This window comes from Altericroceibacterium indicum (assembly GCF_009828105.1).
In the GTDB taxonomy this organism is placed as follows: Bacteria; Pseudomonadota; Alphaproteobacteria; order Sphingomonadales; family Sphingomonadaceae; genus Altericroceibacterium; species Altericroceibacterium indicum.
The window spans coordinates 153,212-172,081 of sequence record NZ_WTYQ01000001.1; the positions used below are offsets into that span (position 1 = coordinate 153,212).

Below are 18,870 nucleotides of genomic sequence, written 5' to 3' on the forward strand. Positions count from 1 at the left end.
ATGAGACGGGGGGCGAGATGCCTCTTCATACCGGTGTGAGTATTTCCAAACCACCACAATAGGGTTTCAGGGCTTCTGGCAGCAAGACTGAGCCATCTTCCTGTTGCCCATTTTCGAGCACGGCAACCAGTGTCCGCCCGACCGCAAGGCCAGAACCGTTGAGTGTGTGAACAAACTCGGTTTTCTTCGCGCCTTCGGGGCGGAAGCGGGTGTTCATGCGCCGGGCTTGATAATCACCACACCAACTGACCGAGCTGATTTCGCGATAGGCGCTCTGCCCGGGCAGCCAGACTTCAAGATCGAAGGTCTTCTTCGCGGTTGCCCCCATATCACCGGTGCACAGCAGTACTTTGCGATATGGCAGTTCCAGTGCTTGCAGGATGCCTTCTGCCGAAGCGATCATATGGTCATGCTCTGCCTGCCAATCATCCGGGCGGCAAATCGTAACCATTTCCACCTTTTCGAACTGATGCTGGCGGATGTATCCGCGCGTATCACGTCCAGCGGAGCCTGCTTCGGAACGGAAGCAAGGGGTGAGCGCCGTCAAGCGCAAGGGCTTGGCCAGATCATCAATAATCTGCTCTCGTACAGAATTGGTCAGGCTTACTTCTGCCGTCGGTATCAGCCAGCGGCCATCTGTGGTCTGGAAAAGATCTTCATAAAATTTGGGCAATTGCCCCGTTCCAAACACAGCTTCATCACGCACCAGAAGTGGGGGAGCGCATTCAAGATACCCGCGCTGAATGGTCTGATAGTCGAGCATAAATTGCCCGATACCACGTTGGAGCCGCGCTATCTGACCCTGCAAGAAGGTGAAGCGGGCTCCGGAAATGGCAGTACCGGTTTCAAAGTCGAGACCAAGCGCCGGGCCAAGATCCGCATGTTCTTTGGGGTCAAAAGCGAAATCACGCGGAGTACCCCAGCGGGCGACTTCTACGTTATCATCTTCATCCGCACCTTGCGGCACATCATCGGCGGGCAAGTTCGGCAAGCGCGACAGCACATCGTGAAGTTCAGTCGCAAGCGCTCGTTCTTGTTCTTCCAGTGCTGGCAGAGACTGTTTTAGCTCAGCCACTTCGGCTTTTAGCTTCTCAGCCGTTTCGCTATCGCCTTGGCCCATCGCCTTACCGATGGCTTTGGATGCTTCGTTGCGACGGCTTTGGGCCATTTGCATCTGGGTGGTGATGGCGCGGCTTTTTTCATCCAGTGCCAAAATGGCAGCAGACGCAGCCTCAGCCCCGCGCGCGGTCAGTCCGGCGTCAAAGGCACTAGGGTTCTCACGGATAAATCGCAGATCATGCATGGCCCGCGCTATGCCCGTTTTAGGTAACGGATGTCTAGTATCGAAAGGGCAGAAGTGGGAGGTTATCTGCTGAGGTCGTGAGGCTATAAATTGTCTGGAAGGTGCCCTGCATAGAGTTTGCGTAGGTTTTGAGAACCTCACACCCGAGGAGGTCTACCTGTATAACGTTGCAGAGATATCTGGGGTAGGGCAGGCTCTATAGAAAAGCAGGCCACCTGTATCCCATCGACAGACCTGAAATCGCGCAAGTCATTGCCACGTATTAAAAAAAGGCCGGCAAGCGAACTTGCCGGCCTTTTTGCTTAGGCTCAGGACTCATTTCTCATAGCCAGAAGAGTACGGTTGCGGCAAGAGCGATGGCGGAGAGGAAAGCCATTGAGCAACTGTCATAGCGTGTCGCGACACGCCGCCAGTCTTTGAGACGCCCGAACATTATCTCGATGCGGTTGCGCCGTTTGTATCGGCGCTTGTTGTATTTGATGATTTTGTTGCGGGATTTCCGACCCGGAATGCAGGGCGTGATCCCCTTCGCCTGTAAAGCGTCACGATACCAGTCGGCATCATAGCCACGGTCGGCCACAGCACCGGTGTAATCGCTGACCTGACCGGCTGTTATGAAGAAACTGATTGGGCGACCATTCGCATCCGTTACAGCATGAAGCTTGGTGTTCATGCCACCTTTCGTGCGTCCGATCAGGCGGCCCGGGCTCCCTTTTTAACCCGCAGGCTGGAAGCCGTGCGGTGGGCCTTGAGATAAGTTGCGTCGATCATGACCGTCTTGTGATCCGGTGTCTCCGGCAATCCCGGGGCGGTTCAATCATCTGGAGAAAGATACCCTTGTCATCCCAGCGTTTCCACCGGTTGTAAAGCGTCTTGGATGGACCGTATTCCTTCGGTGCATCGCGCCATCTGAGACCGTTGCGGTTGACGAAGATGATGCCGCTCAGAACGTGTCGATCATCAACGCGCTGGCGACCATGGCTCTTGGGAAAATAGGGCTGAAGACGAGCCATTTGCTCGTCCGTCAGCCAAAACAAATTACTCATCAGTCAGGCTCCTATACGCCCGTCTGAATCACAACCGTCAGTTCAAATCAATGGGTCTTGACCCTAAGGATATTGAGCGAGGCAAGGTCCGTGTGCGCCAGTTGAAAACGGGTAAGCATATGATGATTCCGATTCACGCTGAGCTTGCTAAAACCATTGCTGCCTCATCGATCACCGATGAGGTCTTTGTGACCACAGAGAGAGGTGCAGCGTATCAATCCGATGCAAGCTTTGGAAACTGGTTCTCGAATCGATGTGTAGATGCGGGGCTTAAAGGCTTCAGTATGCATGGATTACGCAAAGCAGCGAGCTGGCGGATGGCTGAAATGGGGCTGAGCATTCAGCTTATTAAATCAATTACCGGCCACACAAGTGATTCTGAAGCCTCTCGCTACACCCGTGAGGCAGAACAGGAGGCTATGGCCGATCGCGCAATGGAGATCATGAGTTTGGCTAACTTTTCTAAATAAAGTTTGGCTAACCTAGGAATAAGATACTGTTTTAAAAGATGAAACGCGAAGCGATGGTGGGCCCGGCAGGACTCGAACCCGCGACCTAGCCGTTATGAGCGGCCAGCTCTAACCAACTGAGCTACAGGCCCGTATCGCTTCGCGCGGTGCTGTGCCTAGCTTGGCATTTCAAAGCTGGCAAGCCTCGCAATCGCACTCTAGCGGACGACGTTTTCCATTATCATACGTACCGAAGTGGATTGAACGTTGTTATTTCTGAGATGGCTGAAAATAAGCCGAAACCACTCATATAAACGATCGAGATCGGCGTCATTACGAACATAGGGTGTATGCCCTGGAGCGAGTGACGGACTATGAAGCGAGAAGACGAGCAGTGGAAGAGAGTCTTCGATTCCCAAATTAATGGCTCGGATAGCTTCGTCAGCGCTTATGCCTTCTGGAGTGAGAGGAATGCGCTCCATTAATCCAAGACGTGAGAATACACCGCGCAAGAATGGCGCACGCCAAAAAGCAGGGTAAATCGTGTCAGCAGTGGCCCGCAACAGACCGGAGAAAACAGTTGTCAGCGGCAATTCGAGCAACTGGTGTTCGTCGTCTAGCCAGTAGGGCGCAACAGGATGCGCGGTATAGTCAGGCCCACCGTCTGCGCGATAGTTGAACTTCGGTCTCACCGAGCTATCTATCGCAATGCCGCCACTCCGCAGAATTTCTGAGGTGTTCGGGCCTGCGCCATATCTGCCTGCACGATACATCACAGGAGCGGTTCCAAAGCGGCTTTCAATCATATCACGCAATAAGCGAAATTTGCTCCGTTCCAGCGTCGGTGTAAGATTGCCTGCGAATGAGTTCTGTTGCGTGACCTCCTCTTCAAATGGAGGGTTTACCCAAGGGTGGAGCTGGATGCCGACTTCAGCTTTGCCGCTTTCCAAAGCAGGGCCAAGTATCTTAACCGCCAGTTCTGAGTTGGCGATTGGCCAGTCAATAAGATAGACTGGAGTTATGCCTTCACCTTCGCAAAATTGCTGAAATCGTCCGATGTGAACGACGTGCCGTAAATCATACTCATTACGTGATAACGGCTTTGCCCAGTCAAATTCTTCTTCGGTATCCACCGTCAGAAGAAAACGCTTGCCAAAGTTATTCTGAAACTGCGCTAGGGCAGAGACTGGCGGGGCATCGATAATGGAACGCATCGGCAGCCTCTTCCCTATTTCATTGCAAAATGGCGGAGGGTTGCTCTGCCTTCCTTTCTGTCTGGCTATGAGTGTCGACCTGCGTCGTCAAGGCAGGCAGAGTTAACAACAGTTTGCCTTTATCGACAAGGCAGTGGCCACCAGCGGCCTTACTTTCAGCGCGCGCCAAACGAAGTGTGAAACCCTGTCCGAACATTCCGGCAGACAATGGACGTGAGCGTGTATCTATCGAAGGTGCGAAAATGTCCTCCAAGTCTTTGAGGGCTGCCGGTAAATCCGTTGTCAGAGTGATCGTATTATCTTCATGGGAAAGTGTGACTTCGATGACTTCACCGGGTGAAAGTGCGCCTGCGATTGTGGCTAGAACGCGCCAGATCAACTGCTGGGCATCTTCATGCGCAAGGCCTATGTTGAACTGATCGCCGGAAAGGCGGAGGCCGAGCGCAGCTCCGCGAGGGCGAAGCGGTCCTTCCAGCCGTTTAATTGTATCGGTGACAACGCCGTGTAAATCGCATTGTCCGGTATTGATCTCAATCGCGCCGGATTGAAGCTTTGTCAGTCGGTCAACTTCTTCAAACCCCGCCATGAGACGTGCGGCGTCGACTGCAATACCGGCGGACAGTGCGCGATATTCGTTAGGGGCGGGGCCAAGAACCTGCTGCTGAATGACTTCCGCAAAGCCTTGAATGGCATTCACTGGAGTGCGCAATTCATGCAGCATCTGTCGAATGCGATCAGTGGGGCTATCGGGCAGGACATTCAAATTGTCTTTGCTGATTTGACTTCGCCGGGCCAGTCGCCCTGCATATCCTGTGAAACGCCCTGTATTGCGATCAAACATTGGCGTTGCATCGAGTTGCCAAAGACCATCAATACCGTTTGGAATATCCATCTTGATGGAGAAGTTCTTCAAAGGCTGGCGTCGTCTCATCACTATGGAAAGTCGAGGGTGAGTGCTATCAATTTGGCGGACGTGAGTATGTAGCAGCTTTCCAACCAGAAAAGGGGCTGCATCTTTAGTCGCCCAAATGATCAAACCATTCCGATCCGTTCCGAAATCGCAAAAGTCCCATTGCTTCTGAGCGGGCTCAGGGGCGGTTTGTTCTTTCAAATCTATGGCTTCAATCTCATTCGAACTACCCTCTACATAGTTTGCGACTTGATCCTTTTCATCATCATTGATGACCAGAGAATCGTTACCAACTGTGGTAGCTTTGATGTTTGGAATATCCTGGGGGCCTGCAAGTACCAAATCTTCTACGCCCAATTCGTGTAAAATACGTTCAGCCGACTTAGGGAGATCATCGCGATGGCGTAGGAAACCACGTGCGGCAATCGGAAGCTGGGGGATGAGTGTGTCCCATTCATCCTGATTCAGTCGTGCAGCCGCGAGAGAAGCTGCTGCCACGCGTGAGTTACCGCTACATAAAAACGCTAATAAGTCAGGGTTGCGTAGTCTTGTGCCAGGAGTCCGAATAAGGTCTACCAGAGTTTCTGAGGGAAGATTTTCAACCAGCCACGCCAAGCGTGCCAGAGCAGCCTTTCCAATTGCGTCGCTAGGTATAGATTGTCTTGCGCCTAGAATATCAAGCAATTGCCTGAATTGTATGCATGCGGCGTGCTTGTTACCGGCGCGGGCGCACATAACGGTTTCAAGGCGATCGTCGATATGCATTTAGTCTCCGCGTCAGGAAAGGTACGGCGCACCACGGTTCTCCTTAACGCTTCAATAGTGGTATGAAAGTCGTACAGTTAGTGCGTTGCAAAGCGGGACAATTGCGTTCATACATAATATAATTATCGCACCGTTGGAGCGATGTTAGTTTAATTGCGAGTAGGGTGGGAAATCCCGTCCTTACAGATACGGGGCACAGACCGATGGCAACGCTCGATAAGATCGATCGCCGCCTTTTGGCCGAATTACAGTCAGAAGGTCGAGTCACTAACGTTGAATTGGCGCAGCGCGTCGGGCTAACCGCCCCACCATGTTTGCGCCGTGTTCGTGCACTGGAGGACGATGGCGTCATCCGGGGTTATCATGCTGACCTCAATGCATCCAAGCTTGGCTTTGCTATCACTGTCTTTGCAATGGTGAGTTTGCGTAGTCAGGCTGAAGAATCATTGAGGGCATTTGAAGAGCACATCATGACGCTTCCTGAAATCCGGGAATGTCACATGCTCAATGGCGAGATCGATTTTATTTTGAAGATCGTCAGCCGTGATTTGCAGAGTTTTCAGGAGTTTCTGACGAGCAAACTTACGCCTGCACCGAATGTTGCCAGTGTGAAGACTTCTTTAACCATTCGCACGGCCAAGCACGTTCCTGGTGTGCCGCTGGATGCTTCCGGCGAATGAGTGTAACTATATAGATGAGACGAAAAAGGGGCAGATCACTCTGCCCCTTTTTATAAGAAATCGCGATTTGAAAATCAGCTTTCGCGTTTGGCGAGCCATTCTTCCAACCACTTGATCGAATAGTTTCCATCCAGAATGTCCGGTTCTTCGAGCAAGGCTGCATGGAGCGGGATTGACGTTTTGACGCCGTCGATCACCATTTCTTCAAGTGCCCGCTTTAACCGCATAATGCAGCCTTCACGTGTGCGACCGTAAACGATCAGTTTGGCGATCATCGAATCGTAATAAGGTGGAATACGGTAACCGGCATAAATTCCGCTATCGACCCGCACATGCATCCCGCCAGCAGCGTGATAAGCCGTTATCAGGCCGGGAGAAGGCGTGAAACTGAATGGGTCTTCCGCATTAATGCGGCATTCGATTGCATGCCCCTTGAATTCGATCTCTTCCTGCTTGAACGATAGTGGCTTGCCATCAGCCACGCGGATCTGCTCGCGAACCAGATCAACACCGGTTATCGCTTCGGTCACCGGATGTTCAACCTGCAAGCGGGTGTTCATTTCGATGAAATAAAACTCGCCATTTTCCCACAGAAATTCGATCGTACCTGCGCCGCGATAAGCCATATCGGCCATCGCTTTGGCGACGATACCACCCATTCGGTCGCGATCTTCCTGAGAAAGCACGGGAGAGGGGGCTTCTTCCAGAACCTTTTGGTGCCGGCGCTGGAGTGAACAGTCCCGTTCACCCAGATGTGCGGCATTGCCGTTACCGTCACCAAATACCTGAAATTCAATATGGCGAGGATTGCCAAGGTATTTTTCAAGATAGACGGTGTCATCCCCGAATGCGGCCTTGGCTTCGTTTTTTGCGCCGGTGATGGCGCTTTCGAGGTCAGCTGGTGTGGGGACCACTTTCATGCCCCTGCCACCGCCGCCAGATGCCGCTTTTACCAGAACGGGATAGCCGATTTCTTCCGCAATGCGGCGTGCTTCGTCCATCGTCTCGATGGCGCCATCGGAACCTGGTACCAGTGGGAGCCCCAAGGCGCCAGCAGTACGCTTGGCCTGAACCTTATCACCCATCGTGCGAATATGCTCAGGTTTCGGACCGATCCACTTGATGTCGTGTGCTTCGACGATTTCAGCGAATTGCGCATTTTCCGACAGGAAGCCATATCCAGGGTGAATCGCATCCGCGCCCGAGATTTCGGCTGCGGAAATGATTGCTGCCTGGTTGAGATAGCTGTCTTTTGCAGCAGGGGGGCCGATGCAAATGGCATGATCTGCCAAGCGCACATGCATCGCATCCGCATCGGCTGTCGAATGAACAGCCACTGTCTCGATACCCATTTCATGGGCAGCCCGATGGATGCGCAGAGCGATTTCGCCGCGATTGGCGATTAATATGCGGGAAATGCCCATGGTTTAGCCGATCACGGCCAGCGGTTGATCGAATTCGACCGGCTGGGCATCTTCGATCAGGATTTGTTTGACCGTGCCTGCGTGCGTTGCAGTGATGGGGTTCATGACCTTCATCGCTTCGACGATCAGTAGAGTGTCACCAGCTTTCACCGTGTCACCAACTTTCACAAAATTGGCTGCGCCCGGTTCCGCAGCGAGATAGGCTGTACCCACCATTGGCGATTTAATTGTTCCCGCAACATTTGTCGCGGTCTCGGAACTGGCTGCTGGCGTTTCGGGAGCAGCAGGTGCTGGAGTGGCAGCTTGTGCGACCGGTTGCTGCACTTGCGGTGCAACCATCATGCCTCCACCGCGAGAAACGCGAATCTTACGATCCCCGTCTTCTACTTCGATTTCAGTCAGGCCTGTTTCAGCCAGCATGTCCGCCAGTTCGCGAACGAGTGAGCTATCAATGTTCATACCATTATTGCGCTCGGAAGCGCCCTTGCTATCGCCCATAATTTCCCCACGGGTCATCGAATTATGCGGGCGCTATGCGGATGAACAGCCTGAATGGCAAGAGCGCGCCCATGAGATCACTGTGTTACAGCTTAGCGGCGGCGTCCAGAGCGAGCTCATAGCTCAATGGCCCGAAGCCGGAAATTGTACCGGTTGCAGCCATTCCAACATAGCTTTTGTGCCGATATGTTTCTCGCGCGTGCGGGTTGGAAAGATGCACTTCAATTACGGGGAGGCCGATTCCACGGATGGCATCATAAAGAGCAAGGCTGGTATGGGTGAGGGCGCCAGCGTTAAGAATAACTGCCTTTGCACCTTCAGCCTGTGCTTCATGCATCCAGTCAATCAGATGGCCTTCATGGTTCGACTGACGAACCTCGATATCAAGATCAAGCGCTTTGGCCTTATCTTCCAGGCCACCTGCAATTTCATCCAGAGTAGCCGCGCCGTAGATTTCAGGTTCGCGCACACCGAGAAGGTTGAGGTTCGGGCCGTTAAGAATGTAAACTGTTTCGGACATTGGCTATCCTTTGATATTCATTTGCTGGAAGCAATAACGCTTTGCGGAGGTGATGGCAAAGGCACGACGTTACAAGGGAAAATCTCACAGTGCTGCAGTTTGGTGACGCCTGCGGTAAAAGGCTCAAGGTGCAAATGCCATGGCGAAAATGGTGCTTCTGGAATGGCAATACCTGGGAATCAATATCTGGTTAGATGGGCTAAGGTGTTCTCGAAGAAATCTACTTTTCAGACCCTTTGGCTTTTCCCCATTGGCGTGCAGCAGTATAGCCAAGGTAACCGGTGCCGAATAAGGCGTAGAGCGGTTCAGGTAGCCCGTTGAGATAGGCGTTCATACCTTTTGCAATATCTTGCGCGGTATCTGGTCTAAAGGCAGCAAGAACGCCCATGGGTAACGCCCAAAGCAGCAATATATAAATGACATAAAGGAAACTTGGTCGAGCGCGACTGGTCCAAGGGTCTTTGGATTGGGCTTCGGCAACAATCGCGGTAAGGCGGGCTTGAATTGCCTCCATTTCCTGAGATCCTTCAAGCCGGATCAGTTCAATCTTGGCTTTGTCACGCGCTTCCTTGTCTGGAATGATCTTGTCGATGATCGAAGCGATTGGCCCGACAAGCGAATCGAGGATAGGCATAAAAATCTCCGCTGGTTGGTTTGGCGAAGAATTTTGAACCTATATGGTTCTTGTAGGAAAGCTATTATAGTGAATGCACCGCCGAATTACTCCTATTCAGCGGTGCGTGCGCGTCATCTATCTGCGGCTGGCGGCACTTTCATCACGCCTGCCCTTGAATTCAGAACCAGGCTTCCATTCTGGCCATGTATCGGAATTGGCGAGGCTTTCACCGATCGTGCCGATCAGGTCGATGTCTTGCTTCGCACCAGCCATGTTCCAATTCTCGCTCCACGCATCACATGCCTGATGGTAGCAATTGCCGGTGTAATCGTCGATCCACGCTTGCCCTGCGGCCCGCCCTCCATTACGAAGATCAGCCGCTCCGGCGATGCCCATCAAAAGTAGCACAGGCACGCCGCGTTTGGCGAAAGAGAAATGGTCTGCGCGATAGAACAATCCGCGTTCAGGAAGGCTTTCCGGGGTGACAGTACGGTCTTGAGTCGCGGCAACGCGGGCCATATCATCTTCCAGAGTATTTTGTCCTTTGCCGACCAGCACCACATCGTTGGCGGCACCTGCGGTTTGCAGAATATCAATGTCCAGATTGGCAACTGTTTTCTCCAATGGGAAAACCGGATTAGCTGCGTAATATTCCGATCCTAAAAGGCCCCGCTCTTCTGCGGTCCATGCGGCAAAAACGACGCTGCGATCAGGGGCAGGGGCTGCCTTCATCTGGCGAGCAATTTCGAGAATGCCGGCAACGCCCAGCGCATCATCATTCGCTCCAGCGCGATAGATACGTCCCTGTTCATCAGGCGGACCTTCTCCATACGCATCCCAATGTGCCCCATACATGACGATTTCGTCGGGCCGCTTGGTGCCGGGAATCTTGGCCAGCACATTATGGCTTTCCACTTCTTCGTGAGTAACAGGGATGTCAGCTGAGAAATGAATATTTTTCAGTGCAACGGGTTTGAATTTCGGGCTGCGCGCTTGTTTTCGCAATACGGCCAAATCAAGCCCGGCGCGGGAAAAGAGATCCTTCGCGGCATCCCCTGAAATCCAGCCTTGCAGCGCCAATGTGGTAAGATCTTTCGGCGGGCGGACCACATCGTAATTTTCACCGCCGGGGCTGGCAACGACATTCCAGCCGTAACCCGCTGCTTCTGTTTCATGTACGATCAACGCGCCGATTGCGCCCTGTCTTGCCGCTTCTTCAAACTTATAGGTCCATCGTCCGTAATAAGTCATCGTCCGGCCGCCGAACTTGCCAACTGACGGCTCGCCTGACTTGGCGGCAAAGTCAGGGTCGTTTACGAGAAAGACAACGACCTTACCTTTCAGGTCTGCGCCCTTGAAATCGTCCCAACCACGTTCCGGGGCGTCTACCCCATATCCGACGAACACGACATCGGCATCGTTAATCTGTGCCTCATTGCTCGGGCGAAGTGTGGATAAGTAAATTTCCTTACCGCGTGTTACAGGCATGATGCCTTGAGGGGTATTAAATTGAAGCGTGGTAGGGGTGCCAAGTTGTGTGTGAAGCAGAGGCACCTTTTGTAGCCATTCACCGTCCGGCCCGGCAGGCTCAAGCCCTAAGTCCTGAAATCGTGCGATAAGATAGCCAATCGTGCGATCTTCGCCTGTCGTACCGGGGGCACGGCCTTCAAATGTGTCAGACGCGAGGGTTTTGACCGTTTGCTCAATCCTGTCTGTATCGACGGATATATCGGCAAAAGCGGGCTGAGCAATGCCGACGCAAAGCGTGGCAGCGAGTGTAAGTGTGCTGATTTTCATGGGTGTTACTATAGGCAGGAGAGGGCTGCCGACAAGCTGCTGTCAAACAGATTTGATGCGCATCAATCCTGATGCGTTTCATCGTGTCTCAGGCCATTGCGAAAAGGCGTGGAGGCTTTCGGCGCAAGCTCCAAAAGCAAAACGGGCAGCTTCCGCTGCCCGCCTAAGTCTCATCAATTGAGCTTTTACCACTGGTCGGGACGATAGGATTCGAACCTACGACCCCCACACCCCCAGTGTGATGCGCTACCAGGCTGCGCTACGTCCCGTTCCAGTGGTTGGGCGCCTATACGGCGCTTGTTTTGTCTTGGCAACCCGCTGCGTTGCCAGTCTCTCGCTTTACTGCTAGTCGCGGCTCCAAGGGATGGATCAAAGGACGTAGAAGCCTTGTGCTTTGTAGCGTCATAAGGTCTTCTCCCATCGAATTTTCATATATTCTCGACAGAATGAGTCGTCTTTATGCTTGATTTTCTTTCCGCCGGTGCAGCCGGCGCCGGTGCTCCGGGATGGTTCAGTTTCCTTCCCCTCGTTGGCATGGCGCTGATCTTCTGGTTCCTTATTATCCGTCCACAGATGAAGCGGCAGAAGGAACATCAGCAGAAGATTTCTGGAATCCGCAAGAATGACAGAGTTGTTACTGCTGGTGGTCTTGTAGGCAAGATCATGAAGGTGGAAGACGATTACGCTGAAGTCGAAATTGCCCAGGGCGTACGCGTCAAGGTCGTGAAAAGCACGATAGGCGATGTGATCGAATCTGGTAGCAAACCCGCTAACGACTGATAGCCTGTCTAGCAGGCGTTGATACAGGACAGATTGCGCAAATATGCTCGATTTTCCCCGCTGGAAAAAGATTTGGTTATGGGCGGTGGCACTTGTCATCGCTGCAGCCTCTCTCCCGTCGCTATTCTCCATAACAGGGGAACCCTGGCCGAGCTTTTTGCCCGACCCTGAAGTCAACCTTGGCCTAGATCTTGCCGGGGGCAGTCATATTCTGCTCGAAGCAGATCCTTCTCAGGTTGCTCGTCAGCGGTTGGAAAGCATGGAAGAGGCCGTTCGCGGCGCACTTGGCAATGCCAAGCCGCGTATTCGCTATGGTGATTTTTCCAGTGCGAATGGCCGTCTGTCCTTCATGGTAGAAGACGCCAACCAAGTAGATGCAGCGCGTGAAGCCATCCAACCCCTGACCACAGGCGCGGGCCTTACAGGACAGCGCGATTGGACTATCGAAGTGGTCGATGGCACGCGTTTTGTCATTAAACAGACACGCGCTGGCCTTGATCAGGCGGTGACGCAGGCGATGGACAGCGCGACCGAAGTGGTCCGCAAGCGAATCGACTCTCTTGGCACGCGTGAGCCGACTATTCTTCGTCAGGGTGATGATCGGATTGTCGTTCAGGTGCCGGGTCTGCAGGACCCGAAGGCGCTGAAGGAACTGCTTGGCAAGACCGCCAACCTCGAATTCAAACTGGTGGATACGACAGCTCTGCCGTCTGACATTGAACAGGGCATTGCACCTCCGGGCAGTGAAATTGTTCCTTATGCTGAAGGTGCTAATGCTGGCGCCAGCGCCATCGCGGTTAAGCGCCTTGGTGGCATCCGTGGGGATTCGCTGACCAATGCTCAACAGACCTTTGATCAGAAAAATACCCCGGTCGTTGCGATCACATTCAATCAGCAGGGCGGGCAGAAATTCGCCAAGTTGACGAGTGAAAATGTCAACAAGCCGTTTGCGATCATCCTTGATGGCAAAGTGCTGAGTGCCCCGAACATTAACGAACCAATCCTCGGTGGCAGCGCGCAGATATCGGGCAATTTCACGGTTGATTCCGCTAATCAGCTCGCGATTGCTTTGCGTTCAGGTGCTTTGCCAGTCGATCTGACTGTCGTGGAGGAGCGTACGGTCGGGCCTGATCTTGGTGCTGATTCGATCCGTAAGGGTCTGATTGCCATGGGCATCGGCTCATTCCTCGTGATCGCGCTGATGATCGCTCATTATGGGCGCTTTGGTATTTATGCTACGGTGGCACTCGTCATTAACGTGCTGATGATCCTTGGTATCATGGCGGTTATCGGAACGACGCTCACTCTGCCGGGTATCGCTGGTTTCGTCTTGACCATCGGTGCGGCGGTGGACGCCAACGTGCTCATTAACGAACGTATACGCGAAGAACGAAAGCGCGGGCGGCGGGTCTTCACTGCAGTTGAAAATGGTTATCGTGAAGCGAGTCGCGCGATTTACGATGCTAACGTCACCAATTTCATTGCTGGCATGCTGCTGTTCCTGTTCGGTTCAGGTCCGGTTCGCGGATTTGCCATGGTTCTGATCATTGGTTTGTTCACATCTGTCTTCACGGCGGTTCCATTGACCCGCATGTGGGTCGCTGGTTGGTTGCGCAAAACGCGCCCATCCGACATCAACATTTAAGGGGCCAGGACAATGAGACTGCTCAAACTCGTCCCCGAGGACACCAATATCCACTTTCTGAAGTGGCGTTTGCCCTTTTACCTTGTCGGGCTGTTACTGATTGCCGCAAGTTGGGGCCTGGTGATGGCCAAGGGCCTGAATTACGGCGTTGATTTCGCCGGTGGTCAGGAAATCCGCGCTACTTTTACGCAGGATAAAGAGGCCCCGATCGCTGAGCTTCGCACCGATATCAGTAAGCTTGGTTATGGGGACCCCATCATCCAGCGTTTTGGTGCACCGAACGAGATTTCGATCCGTGTAGCCTTGCCCGAAAGCGCGGAAGGGCAACCTGGTGCGGCTGAGGCCATGTCACAGAAAATCGTTTCCAACATGAAAGGCAATTATGCAGGCCTTCGTGTGGATGGGGTGGACACCGTTTCCGGCAAGGTTTCAGGTGAATTCCGCACCAATGCGATTTACGCACTTTTGGCTGCGATGCTGGCTATTGCGCTCTACATCTGGATACGCTTCGAATGGCAATTCGGCGTGGGTGCCTTGTTTGCGTTGTTCCATGACGTGTCGCTGACCTTGGGCATGTTCGCGCTTTTCCAGCTTGAATTCAGCTTGCAGATCATCGCGGCAATTCTTGCGATCATTGGTTATTCGCTGAATGACACGATCGTGGTGTATGATCGCATTCGTGAAAATCTTAAAAAATATCGCAAGATGCCGATTGTTGAACTGCTGGACCTTTCAGTGAATGAAACGCTGGCCCGCACCGTGATGACGTCGCTGACCATGTTGGTTGCGCTGATCCCGTTGCTGTTCTTCGGGCCTGAAAGCCTGTTCGGGCTGGTTGCGGCGATCACACTTGGTATTTTCATCGGTACCTATAGCTCGGTCTATATGGCTGCGCCGATCCTGACCTGGTTGGGGGTCAATTCTACCAGTTTTGTGCCGGTTGAAACTGCGACCGACAAACAGGACAGGGCTGCGCGCGAGCAGGGCTAATCCTGATCACCAAGGTTGTGGGTTAGTTTGACCGGCTCGCAACCTTGGTGAAATAGTCTGCCAATTGGGCAGCGTTATTTTCCCAACTGAAATTGCTCACATTCGCCGCAACTTCTTGTGCAGAATAGGCGTTACCCAGCACTTCTTTGATGCCAGAGGCAATGGCAGGCGCATTGCGCTCAACGATTTGCCCGGCGGATGGGTGCCTCACCAATTCTGCTGCGCCACCTGCTTTTGTGATAACCAGCGGAGTGCCACATGCTAGGGACTCCACCCAGGCGTTGGCGAGCCCTTCGCTGGCAGATGGCAAGACCATTGCATCTGCAGCATTGAGCACTACCGGCAGCATGTCATGGTCAAGAGAGCCCAGAAAGTGCACACGCTCTTCCACACCCAATTCACCGGCAAGTTGTTTGAGCAGAACGGCATCCGGCCCCGTACCGACGATCAACAAGTGCGCCCGCTCGATTTGAAGCAGGGATTCGATGACCAATCTCTGACCTTTGCGTGGGATGAGTGCCCCTACGGTTGTTAGAAGGGGGGCGTCGTCAGGAATGGCCAGGTTCAATGCAGAACGCAGGCTCTTGCGGCTATCAGTTGTATCCCGCGGGAGAAAAAGCGCCCGGTCAAGACCAGTATAATGGATGGTGATTTTATCGCTCGGCAGGCCAATCTGTGCCATGTCTTTTGCCAATGCGCCGGAAACTGAAAGTAGCGCGGCGGCTTTTTCTGCCGCTGCCAGCATCTGCTTCTTTGGCGAGGCAAGTTTGCCCCAATAGGAAATGTCTGCGCCACGGGCTTTGATCGAAAAGGGCAGCCCAAGCGCAGTGGCAATTCTTTCCGTCGCAGGTCCATCAGGGAAAAAGAACTGAGCATCCAGCAGATCGAATGGCTGTTCAGCATGAAGTTTGCGCGCGAGCGGGAGTACGGCGCGCGTGATCATCGCAGGGTTGATTGTGCCACCCCATTTCGGAATCAGAGTGAAACGCGGGCGATAGACCGTAACGCCATTTTCAATACCGTTGTGCATAGACTTGGCGAGCTGTCGATAGTGGCCGAAAGCGACAGGTGGCAAACCAATCGGGTTGATAAGCGTAACATCCCAATCGCCACGTGCTGCCAGTGCCTCTAATTGCCGCGCAACGAAGGTTCCGAAACGGGGCTGCGCCGCGTTAGGGTAAAGCGTGGCGAGGGAGAGGACCCGTTTCACAGTTTTCGCACCAGCATCTCTGCCACCGCGAACCATGCAGGATTGTCTACCACGATCTGCCTCTGCCCCGCGCCAGGTGGAAGAATGCCAACCAATTGCCCTTTCCGGTCGATCAATCGCCCAAACGCAAACCGCCCACCTTTACGTGGTACCAACACATCTCGGTTGATACACTTGGGTGCATCTTCAGGTGCCAATTGCCGCATCCAGAGCTGGTCACCGGAGCGGTATTCACCTTGTGGAACTTCGATATCAACGCATATCAATGGCAACTTGCTGTCCAACTGCGTCGGCAGGATAGCATCATGCGGATTGTTGAGCGGTTCTGCCCCTTTATCTGTTAGCTTTGCGACAAATTGAGGGTGAGGTGCTTGATCACCTTTCACAAGCATATCGGGCTCAATGTTGAGCGCTTCTGCAATCCGATTCATCCAGACAAGGGAGAGGTTGCGCATCCCCGTTTCCAGTCGCCCGATCGTTTGAGCAGTGGTCGGGGGATCGCATCTCTCAGCCACTTCCGCCAGCGTCAGGCCCTTGCTCTTGCGAATGTCGCGAATGCGATTGATCACGCTAAAACCTCTCTGGTAACCAAAATGGTTTTTTAACTTTCCTACATGAACCGCTCTTTGGCAAGTCTCGGGTTTGCAAGTAGAGGAGAATTGGTCATGAAAGCCGAATATGCAACTGTCCCGCTGACGAGCGAAGGGCCAAGGCATGGTGGAAAAGTCCGGCGGCGAGGGCGCTCTGTCACAGTGAATCTGAGCGAATCGCCATTATCATGGCTTCATGCGCATGGGCACCTTGATGATCGGCTATTTGCAGCGGGTGAGCAATTGCGGATAGATTATGAAAGAGCTCAGCTTTCTGCCAATGTCACAATGAGCTGGGAGCCCGTACGGGTCAAAAGTGGGCGGGGGCAAGGCCTCAACTCGGCGGAACGTCAAATTGCAGCAAAGCAGAGATTTGATGGGGCGCTTGGCAATGCTGGCCGCGGTTTGCAGGACATCCTCTGGCGCGTGGTCTGCGCCGGAGAAGCTGTTTCGGCAGCAGAAAAGGCGCTGGAATGGCCAGCAAGAAGCGGCAAGCTCGTGCTTAGGCTGGCACTTGATCGCGTTGCCGATTTCTATCGTATCCGTTGACTGAGGGTAGAATTGGCAGAAGGGGTTTTACCCTTCCGCTAATTCCACCTGCTCTGCCAGTTCCAGCCAACGTTCCTCTGCCGTATCCTTATCAGCGCGAACCTTTTCGAGAGCTTTCGTTAACTGCTGAAATTTGGCCGGGTCGCGGGTGTAAAGTTCCGGATCTGAAAGAGCCTCTTCCCCGCGCGCAATTTGAGCTTCAAGCTTTTCGATTTCAGCCGGTAGTCTGTCATAATCGCGCTGATCCTTATAGCTCAGCTTCCGGCTTTTCGGTGGGGGCGGTGCGTCTGGAGATGACTTCCTGGTAGAAGAGCTTCTGGAATTGGCTGTGTTGCGTTCAATACGTTTAGCCTGCCAATCAGCATATCCGCCAGCAATCACATCGATATAGCCACTGCCATCAAGCCCTAGTGTAACATTCACCGTGCGATCCAGAAAATCACGGTCATGGCTGACGATCATCACCGTGCCGTCATAATCCGCGATCACTTCCTGAAGCAGGTCCAGCGTTTCAAGATCAAGATCATTGGTCGGTTCGTCGAGCACCAGAAGGTTGGATAGGCGTGAGAATTCGCGGGCCAGCAGCAGGCGGGATTGTTCGCCACCTGAGAGCGTTCCGACACGGGCTTCGATCAGGGCAGGATCGAAGAGAAAGTCCTTCATATAGGCCTGAATATGCTTTCGTGTACCGCGAACATCAATCCAGTCTCCGCCCTCAGCAATGATATCGCGCACGCGTTTTTCTGGTGAGAGGAGGCTGCGTTGCTGATCGATCATCACGCTATCGAGTGTCTTGGCCAGCGTTATGCTGCCAGTATCAGGTTGCAACTGGCCGGTGAGCATTTTGAGTAGCGTGGTCTTGCCTGCGCCATTCGATCCGACGATGCCGATCCGATCACCGCGTTGAATACGCAGGTTGAAATCGCGAATGATCGTATGATCACCAAAACTCTTGTTGACGTTTTCCGCGACGATCACCGATTTGGTTTTAACGTCATCGCTGCCAAGAGACATCTTGGCTGTGCCTTGTGGTGAAATCATCGCAGCGCGTTGTGCACGCATTTCCCACAATTTCGACAAACGACCCTGGTTGCGTTTACGCCGGGCGGTGACGCCGCGTTCAAGCCAATGGGCTTCGATTTTGAGCTTGGCATCCATCTTTTCAGCGGCGCGGGCCTCTTCAGCGTAAACCTGTTCTTCCCAGGCCTCATATCCGCCAAAGCCGATATCTTTGCGGCGCAAAGTCCCGCGATCAAGCCAGATAGTGGCATTGGTCAGCTTCTTGAGAAAGGCGCGGTCATGGCTGATAGTTACAAAGGCGCCCTTGTAGCGGGATAGCCAGCTTTCCAGCCATTCAATGGCGGCAAGGTCAAGGTGGTTTGTCGGTTCGTCCAGCAGCAGCAAATTCGGTTCCATCGCAAGTGCACGGGCGAGCGCTGCACGGCGTCTCTCACCACCGCTTGCGCTTTTCGCGTTGCGCTCCATATCGATGCCGAGCTGATCTGCAATCGCTTCGACCTCATAGCGTTGCGGAGCGTCCTTGCCGCTCAGGGCATAGTCTATCAGTTTTTCAAAAGAGCTGAAATCCGGGTCCTGTTCCAACACAACGATACGATTACCGGGCTGGACAGAGCGGGTGCCCTTATCGGCATCCACTTCGCCTGAAATCAGTTTGAGCAAAGTCGTTTTACCCGCACCATTGCGGCCAATCAGGGCCAAACGGTCCCTTTGCCCGATGTTGAGGTCAAGATCTTTGAAGAGCCAGCCTGTACCTTGATTAAGGCCCAGGCCCTCCCAGCTTAAAATTGGTGCTTCCGCCATGCGCGGCAATTAGGGACACTTATGTCCGGTGGCAAGGAACGCGCGGTTCATCGAGGCGTAATT

Annotated in this window: 17 protein-coding genes, 2 tRNA genes and 1 pseudogene; 6 read left to right on the forward strand and 14 right to left on the reverse strand. The window is 53.4% G+C overall.

Annotated features, from left to right (window positions below):
• Positions 1 to 25 precede the first annotated feature (25 nt).
• Both serS and GRI39_RS00745 read right to left on the reverse strand, forming a co-directional pair.
• Positions 26 to 1,303: a serine--tRNA ligase gene (gene serS / locus GRI39_RS00740; RefSeq protein WP_160737803.1), complete on the reverse strand. Its 1,278-nt coding sequence runs from the start codon at positions 1,301 to 1,303 to the stop codon at positions 26 to 28.
• Positions 1,304 to 1,625: 322 nt separating this feature from the next.
• A pseudogene (locus GRI39_RS00745) lies at positions 1,626 to 2,349 on the reverse strand (IS5 family transposase).
• Positions 2,350 to 2,399: 50 nt separating this feature from the next.
• On the opposite strand from GRI39_RS00745, the gene GRI39_RS00750 reads away from it, so the two are divergent.
• A complete protein-coding gene (locus GRI39_RS00750; protein WP_160737804.1) occupies positions 2,400 to 2,819 on the forward strand; it encodes a tyrosine-type recombinase/integrase in 420 nt (139 codons plus the stop codon).
• Between the two features lie 54 nt (positions 2,820 to 2,873).
• On the opposite strand, the gene GRI39_RS00755 is transcribed toward GRI39_RS00750, so the two are convergent.
• The 3 genes from GRI39_RS00755 to GRI39_RS00765 all read right to left on the reverse strand — a co-directional run bounded on the left by GRI39_RS00755 (position 2,874) and on the right by GRI39_RS00765 (position 5,687).
• A tRNA-Ile gene (locus GRI39_RS00755) sits at positions 2,874 to 2,950 on the reverse strand.
• Positions 2,951 to 3,016: 66 nt separating this feature from the next.
• Positions 3,017 to 4,012: a polysaccharide deacetylase family protein gene (locus GRI39_RS00760; RefSeq protein ID WP_343033264.1), complete on the reverse strand. Its 996-nt coding sequence runs from the start codon at positions 4,010 to 4,012 to the stop codon at positions 3,017 to 3,019.
• Positions 4,013 to 4,031: 19 nt separating this feature from the next.
• Positions 4,032 to 5,687 carry a histidine kinase dimerization/phospho-acceptor domain-containing protein gene (locus tag GRI39_RS00765; RefSeq protein WP_160737805.1) on the reverse strand — a complete coding sequence of 552 codons (1,656 nt, stop codon included), beginning with the start codon at positions 5,685 to 5,687 and terminating at the stop codon, positions 4,032 to 4,034.
• Between the two features lie 203 nt (positions 5,688 to 5,890).
• Here GRI39_RS00765 and GRI39_RS00770 point away from each other — a divergent pair, with 203 nt between their 5' ends.
• Positions 5,891 to 6,367, forward strand: a complete 477-nt coding sequence (locus GRI39_RS00770; RefSeq protein ID WP_160737806.1) for an Lrp/AsnC family transcriptional regulator — start codon at positions 5,891 to 5,893, stop codon at positions 6,365 to 6,367.
• Between the two features lie 74 nt (positions 6,368 to 6,441).
• Here the strand turns inward: GRI39_RS00770 and accC are convergent, their stop codons facing one another.
• The 6 genes from accC to GRI39_RS00800 all read right to left on the reverse strand — a co-directional run bounded on the left by accC (position 6,442) and on the right by GRI39_RS00800 (position 11,491).
• The gene (gene accC / locus GRI39_RS00775; RefSeq protein ID WP_160737807.1) at positions 6,442 to 7,791 is read right to left on the reverse strand and encodes an acetyl-CoA carboxylase biotin carboxylase subunit; all 1,350 of its coding nucleotides are present in this window, start codon (positions 7,789 to 7,791) and stop codon (positions 6,442 to 6,444) included.
• Positions 7,792 to 7,794: 3 nt separating this feature from the next.
• Positions 7,795 to 8,307 (reverse strand): acetyl-CoA carboxylase biotin carboxyl carrier protein, encoded by a 513-nt coding sequence (gene accB / locus GRI39_RS00780; protein ID WP_246204799.1) that lies wholly within the window; start codon positions 8,305 to 8,307, stop codon positions 7,795 to 7,797.
• Between the two features lie 67 nt (positions 8,308 to 8,374).
• Entirely contained in the window at positions 8,375 to 8,809 is a 435-nt protein-coding gene (aroQ, locus tag GRI39_RS00785) for a type II 3-dehydroquinate dehydratase (RefSeq protein WP_160737808.1), read from the reverse strand.
• A gap of 220 nt (positions 8,810 to 9,029) precedes the next feature.
• A complete protein-coding gene (locus GRI39_RS00790) occupies positions 9,030 to 9,443 on the reverse strand; it encodes a holin family protein (RefSeq protein ID WP_160737809.1) in 414 nt (137 codons plus the stop codon).
• A gap of 117 nt (positions 9,444 to 9,560) precedes the next feature.
• Complete coding sequence (locus tag GRI39_RS00795) at positions 9,561 to 11,222, reverse strand: M28 family metallopeptidase (protein ID WP_160737810.1); 1,662 nt, start codon at positions 11,220 to 11,222, stop codon at positions 9,561 to 9,563.
• A gap of 192 nt (positions 11,223 to 11,414) precedes the next feature.
• Positions 11,415 to 11,491: transfer RNA gene (locus GRI39_RS00800), tRNA-Pro, on the reverse strand.
• Positions 11,492 to 11,681: 190 nt separating this feature from the next.
• On the opposite strand from GRI39_RS00800, the gene yajC reads away from it, so the two are divergent.
• The 3 genes from yajC to secF are packed head-to-tail and all read left to right on the forward strand — an operon-like array spanning position 11,682 to position 14,637.
• On the forward strand, positions 11,682 to 12,002 hold the full coding sequence (yajC, locus tag GRI39_RS00805) for a preprotein translocase subunit YajC (RefSeq protein WP_160737811.1): 321 nt from the start codon (positions 11,682 to 11,684) through the stop codon (positions 12,000 to 12,002).
• Positions 12,003 to 12,045: 43 nt separating this feature from the next.
• Positions 12,046 to 13,647, forward strand: coding sequence for a protein translocase subunit SecD (gene secD / locus GRI39_RS00810; protein WP_160737812.1), 1,602 nt, complete (start codon positions 12,046 to 12,048; stop codon positions 13,645 to 13,647).
• Between the two features lie 12 nt (positions 13,648 to 13,659).
• Positions 13,660 to 14,637, forward strand: a complete 978-nt coding sequence (gene secF / locus GRI39_RS00815) for a protein translocase subunit SecF (RefSeq protein WP_160737813.1) — start codon at positions 13,660 to 13,662, stop codon at positions 14,635 to 14,637.
• Positions 14,638 to 14,659: 22 nt separating this feature from the next.
• On the opposite strand, the gene GRI39_RS00820 is transcribed toward secF, so the two are convergent.
• Together GRI39_RS00820 and GRI39_RS00825 are read right to left on the reverse strand one after the other, a co-directional pair.
• The gene (locus GRI39_RS00820; protein WP_343033265.1) at positions 14,660 to 15,847 is read right to left on the reverse strand and encodes a glycosyltransferase; all 1,188 of its coding nucleotides are present in this window, start codon (positions 15,845 to 15,847) and stop codon (positions 14,660 to 14,662) included.
• Positions 15,844 to 16,416 (reverse strand): helix-turn-helix domain-containing protein, encoded by a 573-nt coding sequence (locus GRI39_RS00825; protein ID WP_160737815.1) that lies wholly within the window; start codon positions 16,414 to 16,416, stop codon positions 15,844 to 15,846. The genes GRI39_RS00820 and GRI39_RS00825 overlap by 4 nt, the downstream gene beginning before the upstream one ends.
• 96 nt (positions 16,417 to 16,512) lie before the next feature.
• Here GRI39_RS00825 and GRI39_RS00830 point away from each other — a divergent pair, with 96 nt between their 5' ends.
• Positions 16,513 to 16,986, forward strand: a complete 474-nt coding sequence (locus tag GRI39_RS00830; RefSeq protein WP_160737816.1) for a DUF6456 domain-containing protein — start codon at positions 16,513 to 16,515, stop codon at positions 16,984 to 16,986.
• 27 nt (positions 16,987 to 17,013) lie between these two features.
• Here GRI39_RS00830 and GRI39_RS00835 read toward each other — a convergent pair whose 3' ends face one another.
• Entirely contained in the window at positions 17,014 to 18,807 is a 1,794-nt protein-coding gene (locus tag GRI39_RS00835; protein ID WP_160737817.1) for an ABC-F family ATP-binding cassette domain-containing protein, read from the reverse strand.
• Positions 18,808 to 18,870 lie beyond the last annotated feature (63 nt).

Bases quoted from the DNA above. Each gene is read 5' to 3' on its own strand.
- serS (WP_160737803.1), bottom strand. From the start codon at position 1,303: ATGCATGATCTGCGATTTATCCGTGAGAACCCTAGTGCCTTTGACGCC.
- GRI39_RS00750 (WP_160737804.1), top strand. From the start codon at position 2,400: ATGGGTCTTGACCCTAAGGATATTGAGCGAGGCAAGGTCCGTGTGCGC.
- GRI39_RS00760 (WP_343033264.1), bottom strand. From the start codon at position 4,012: ATGCGTTCCATTATCGATGCCCCGCCAGTCTCTGCCCTAGCGCAGTTT.
- GRI39_RS00765 (WP_160737805.1), bottom strand. From the start codon at position 5,687: ATGCATATCGACGATCGCCTTGAAACCGTTATGTGCGCCCGCGCCGGT.
- GRI39_RS00770 (WP_160737806.1), top strand. From the start codon at position 5,891: ATGGCAACGCTCGATAAGATCGATCGCCGCCTTTTGGCCGAATTACAG.
- accC (WP_160737807.1), bottom strand. From the start codon at position 7,791: ATGGGCATTTCCCGCATATTAATCGCCAATCGCGGCGAAATCGCTCTG.
- accB (WP_246204799.1), bottom strand. From the start codon at position 8,307: ATGACCCGTGGGGAAATTATGGGCGATAGCAAGGGCGCTTCCGAGCGC.
- aroQ (WP_160737808.1), bottom strand. From the start codon at position 8,809: ATGTCCGAAACAGTTTACATTCTTAACGGCCCGAACCTCAACCTTCTC.
- GRI39_RS00790 (WP_160737809.1), bottom strand. From the start codon at position 9,443: ATGCCTATCCTCGATTCGCTTGTCGGGCCAATCGCTTCGATCATCGAC.
- GRI39_RS00795 (WP_160737810.1), bottom strand. From the start codon at position 11,222: ATGAAAATCAGCACACTTACACTCGCTGCCACGCTTTGCGTCGGCATT.
- yajC (WP_160737811.1), top strand. From the start codon at position 11,682: ATGCTTGATTTTCTTTCCGCCGGTGCAGCCGGCGCCGGTGCTCCGGGA.
- secD (WP_160737812.1), top strand. From the start codon at position 12,046: ATGCTCGATTTTCCCCGCTGGAAAAAGATTTGGTTATGGGCGGTGGCA.
- secF (WP_160737813.1), top strand. From the start codon at position 13,660: ATGAGACTGCTCAAACTCGTCCCCGAGGACACCAATATCCACTTTCTG.
- GRI39_RS00830 (WP_160737816.1), top strand. From the start codon at position 16,513: ATGAAAGCCGAATATGCAACTGTCCCGCTGACGAGCGAAGGGCCAAGG.
- GRI39_RS00835 (WP_160737817.1), bottom strand. From the start codon at position 18,807: ATGGCGGAAGCACCAATTTTAAGCTGGGAGGGCCTGGGCCTTAATCAA.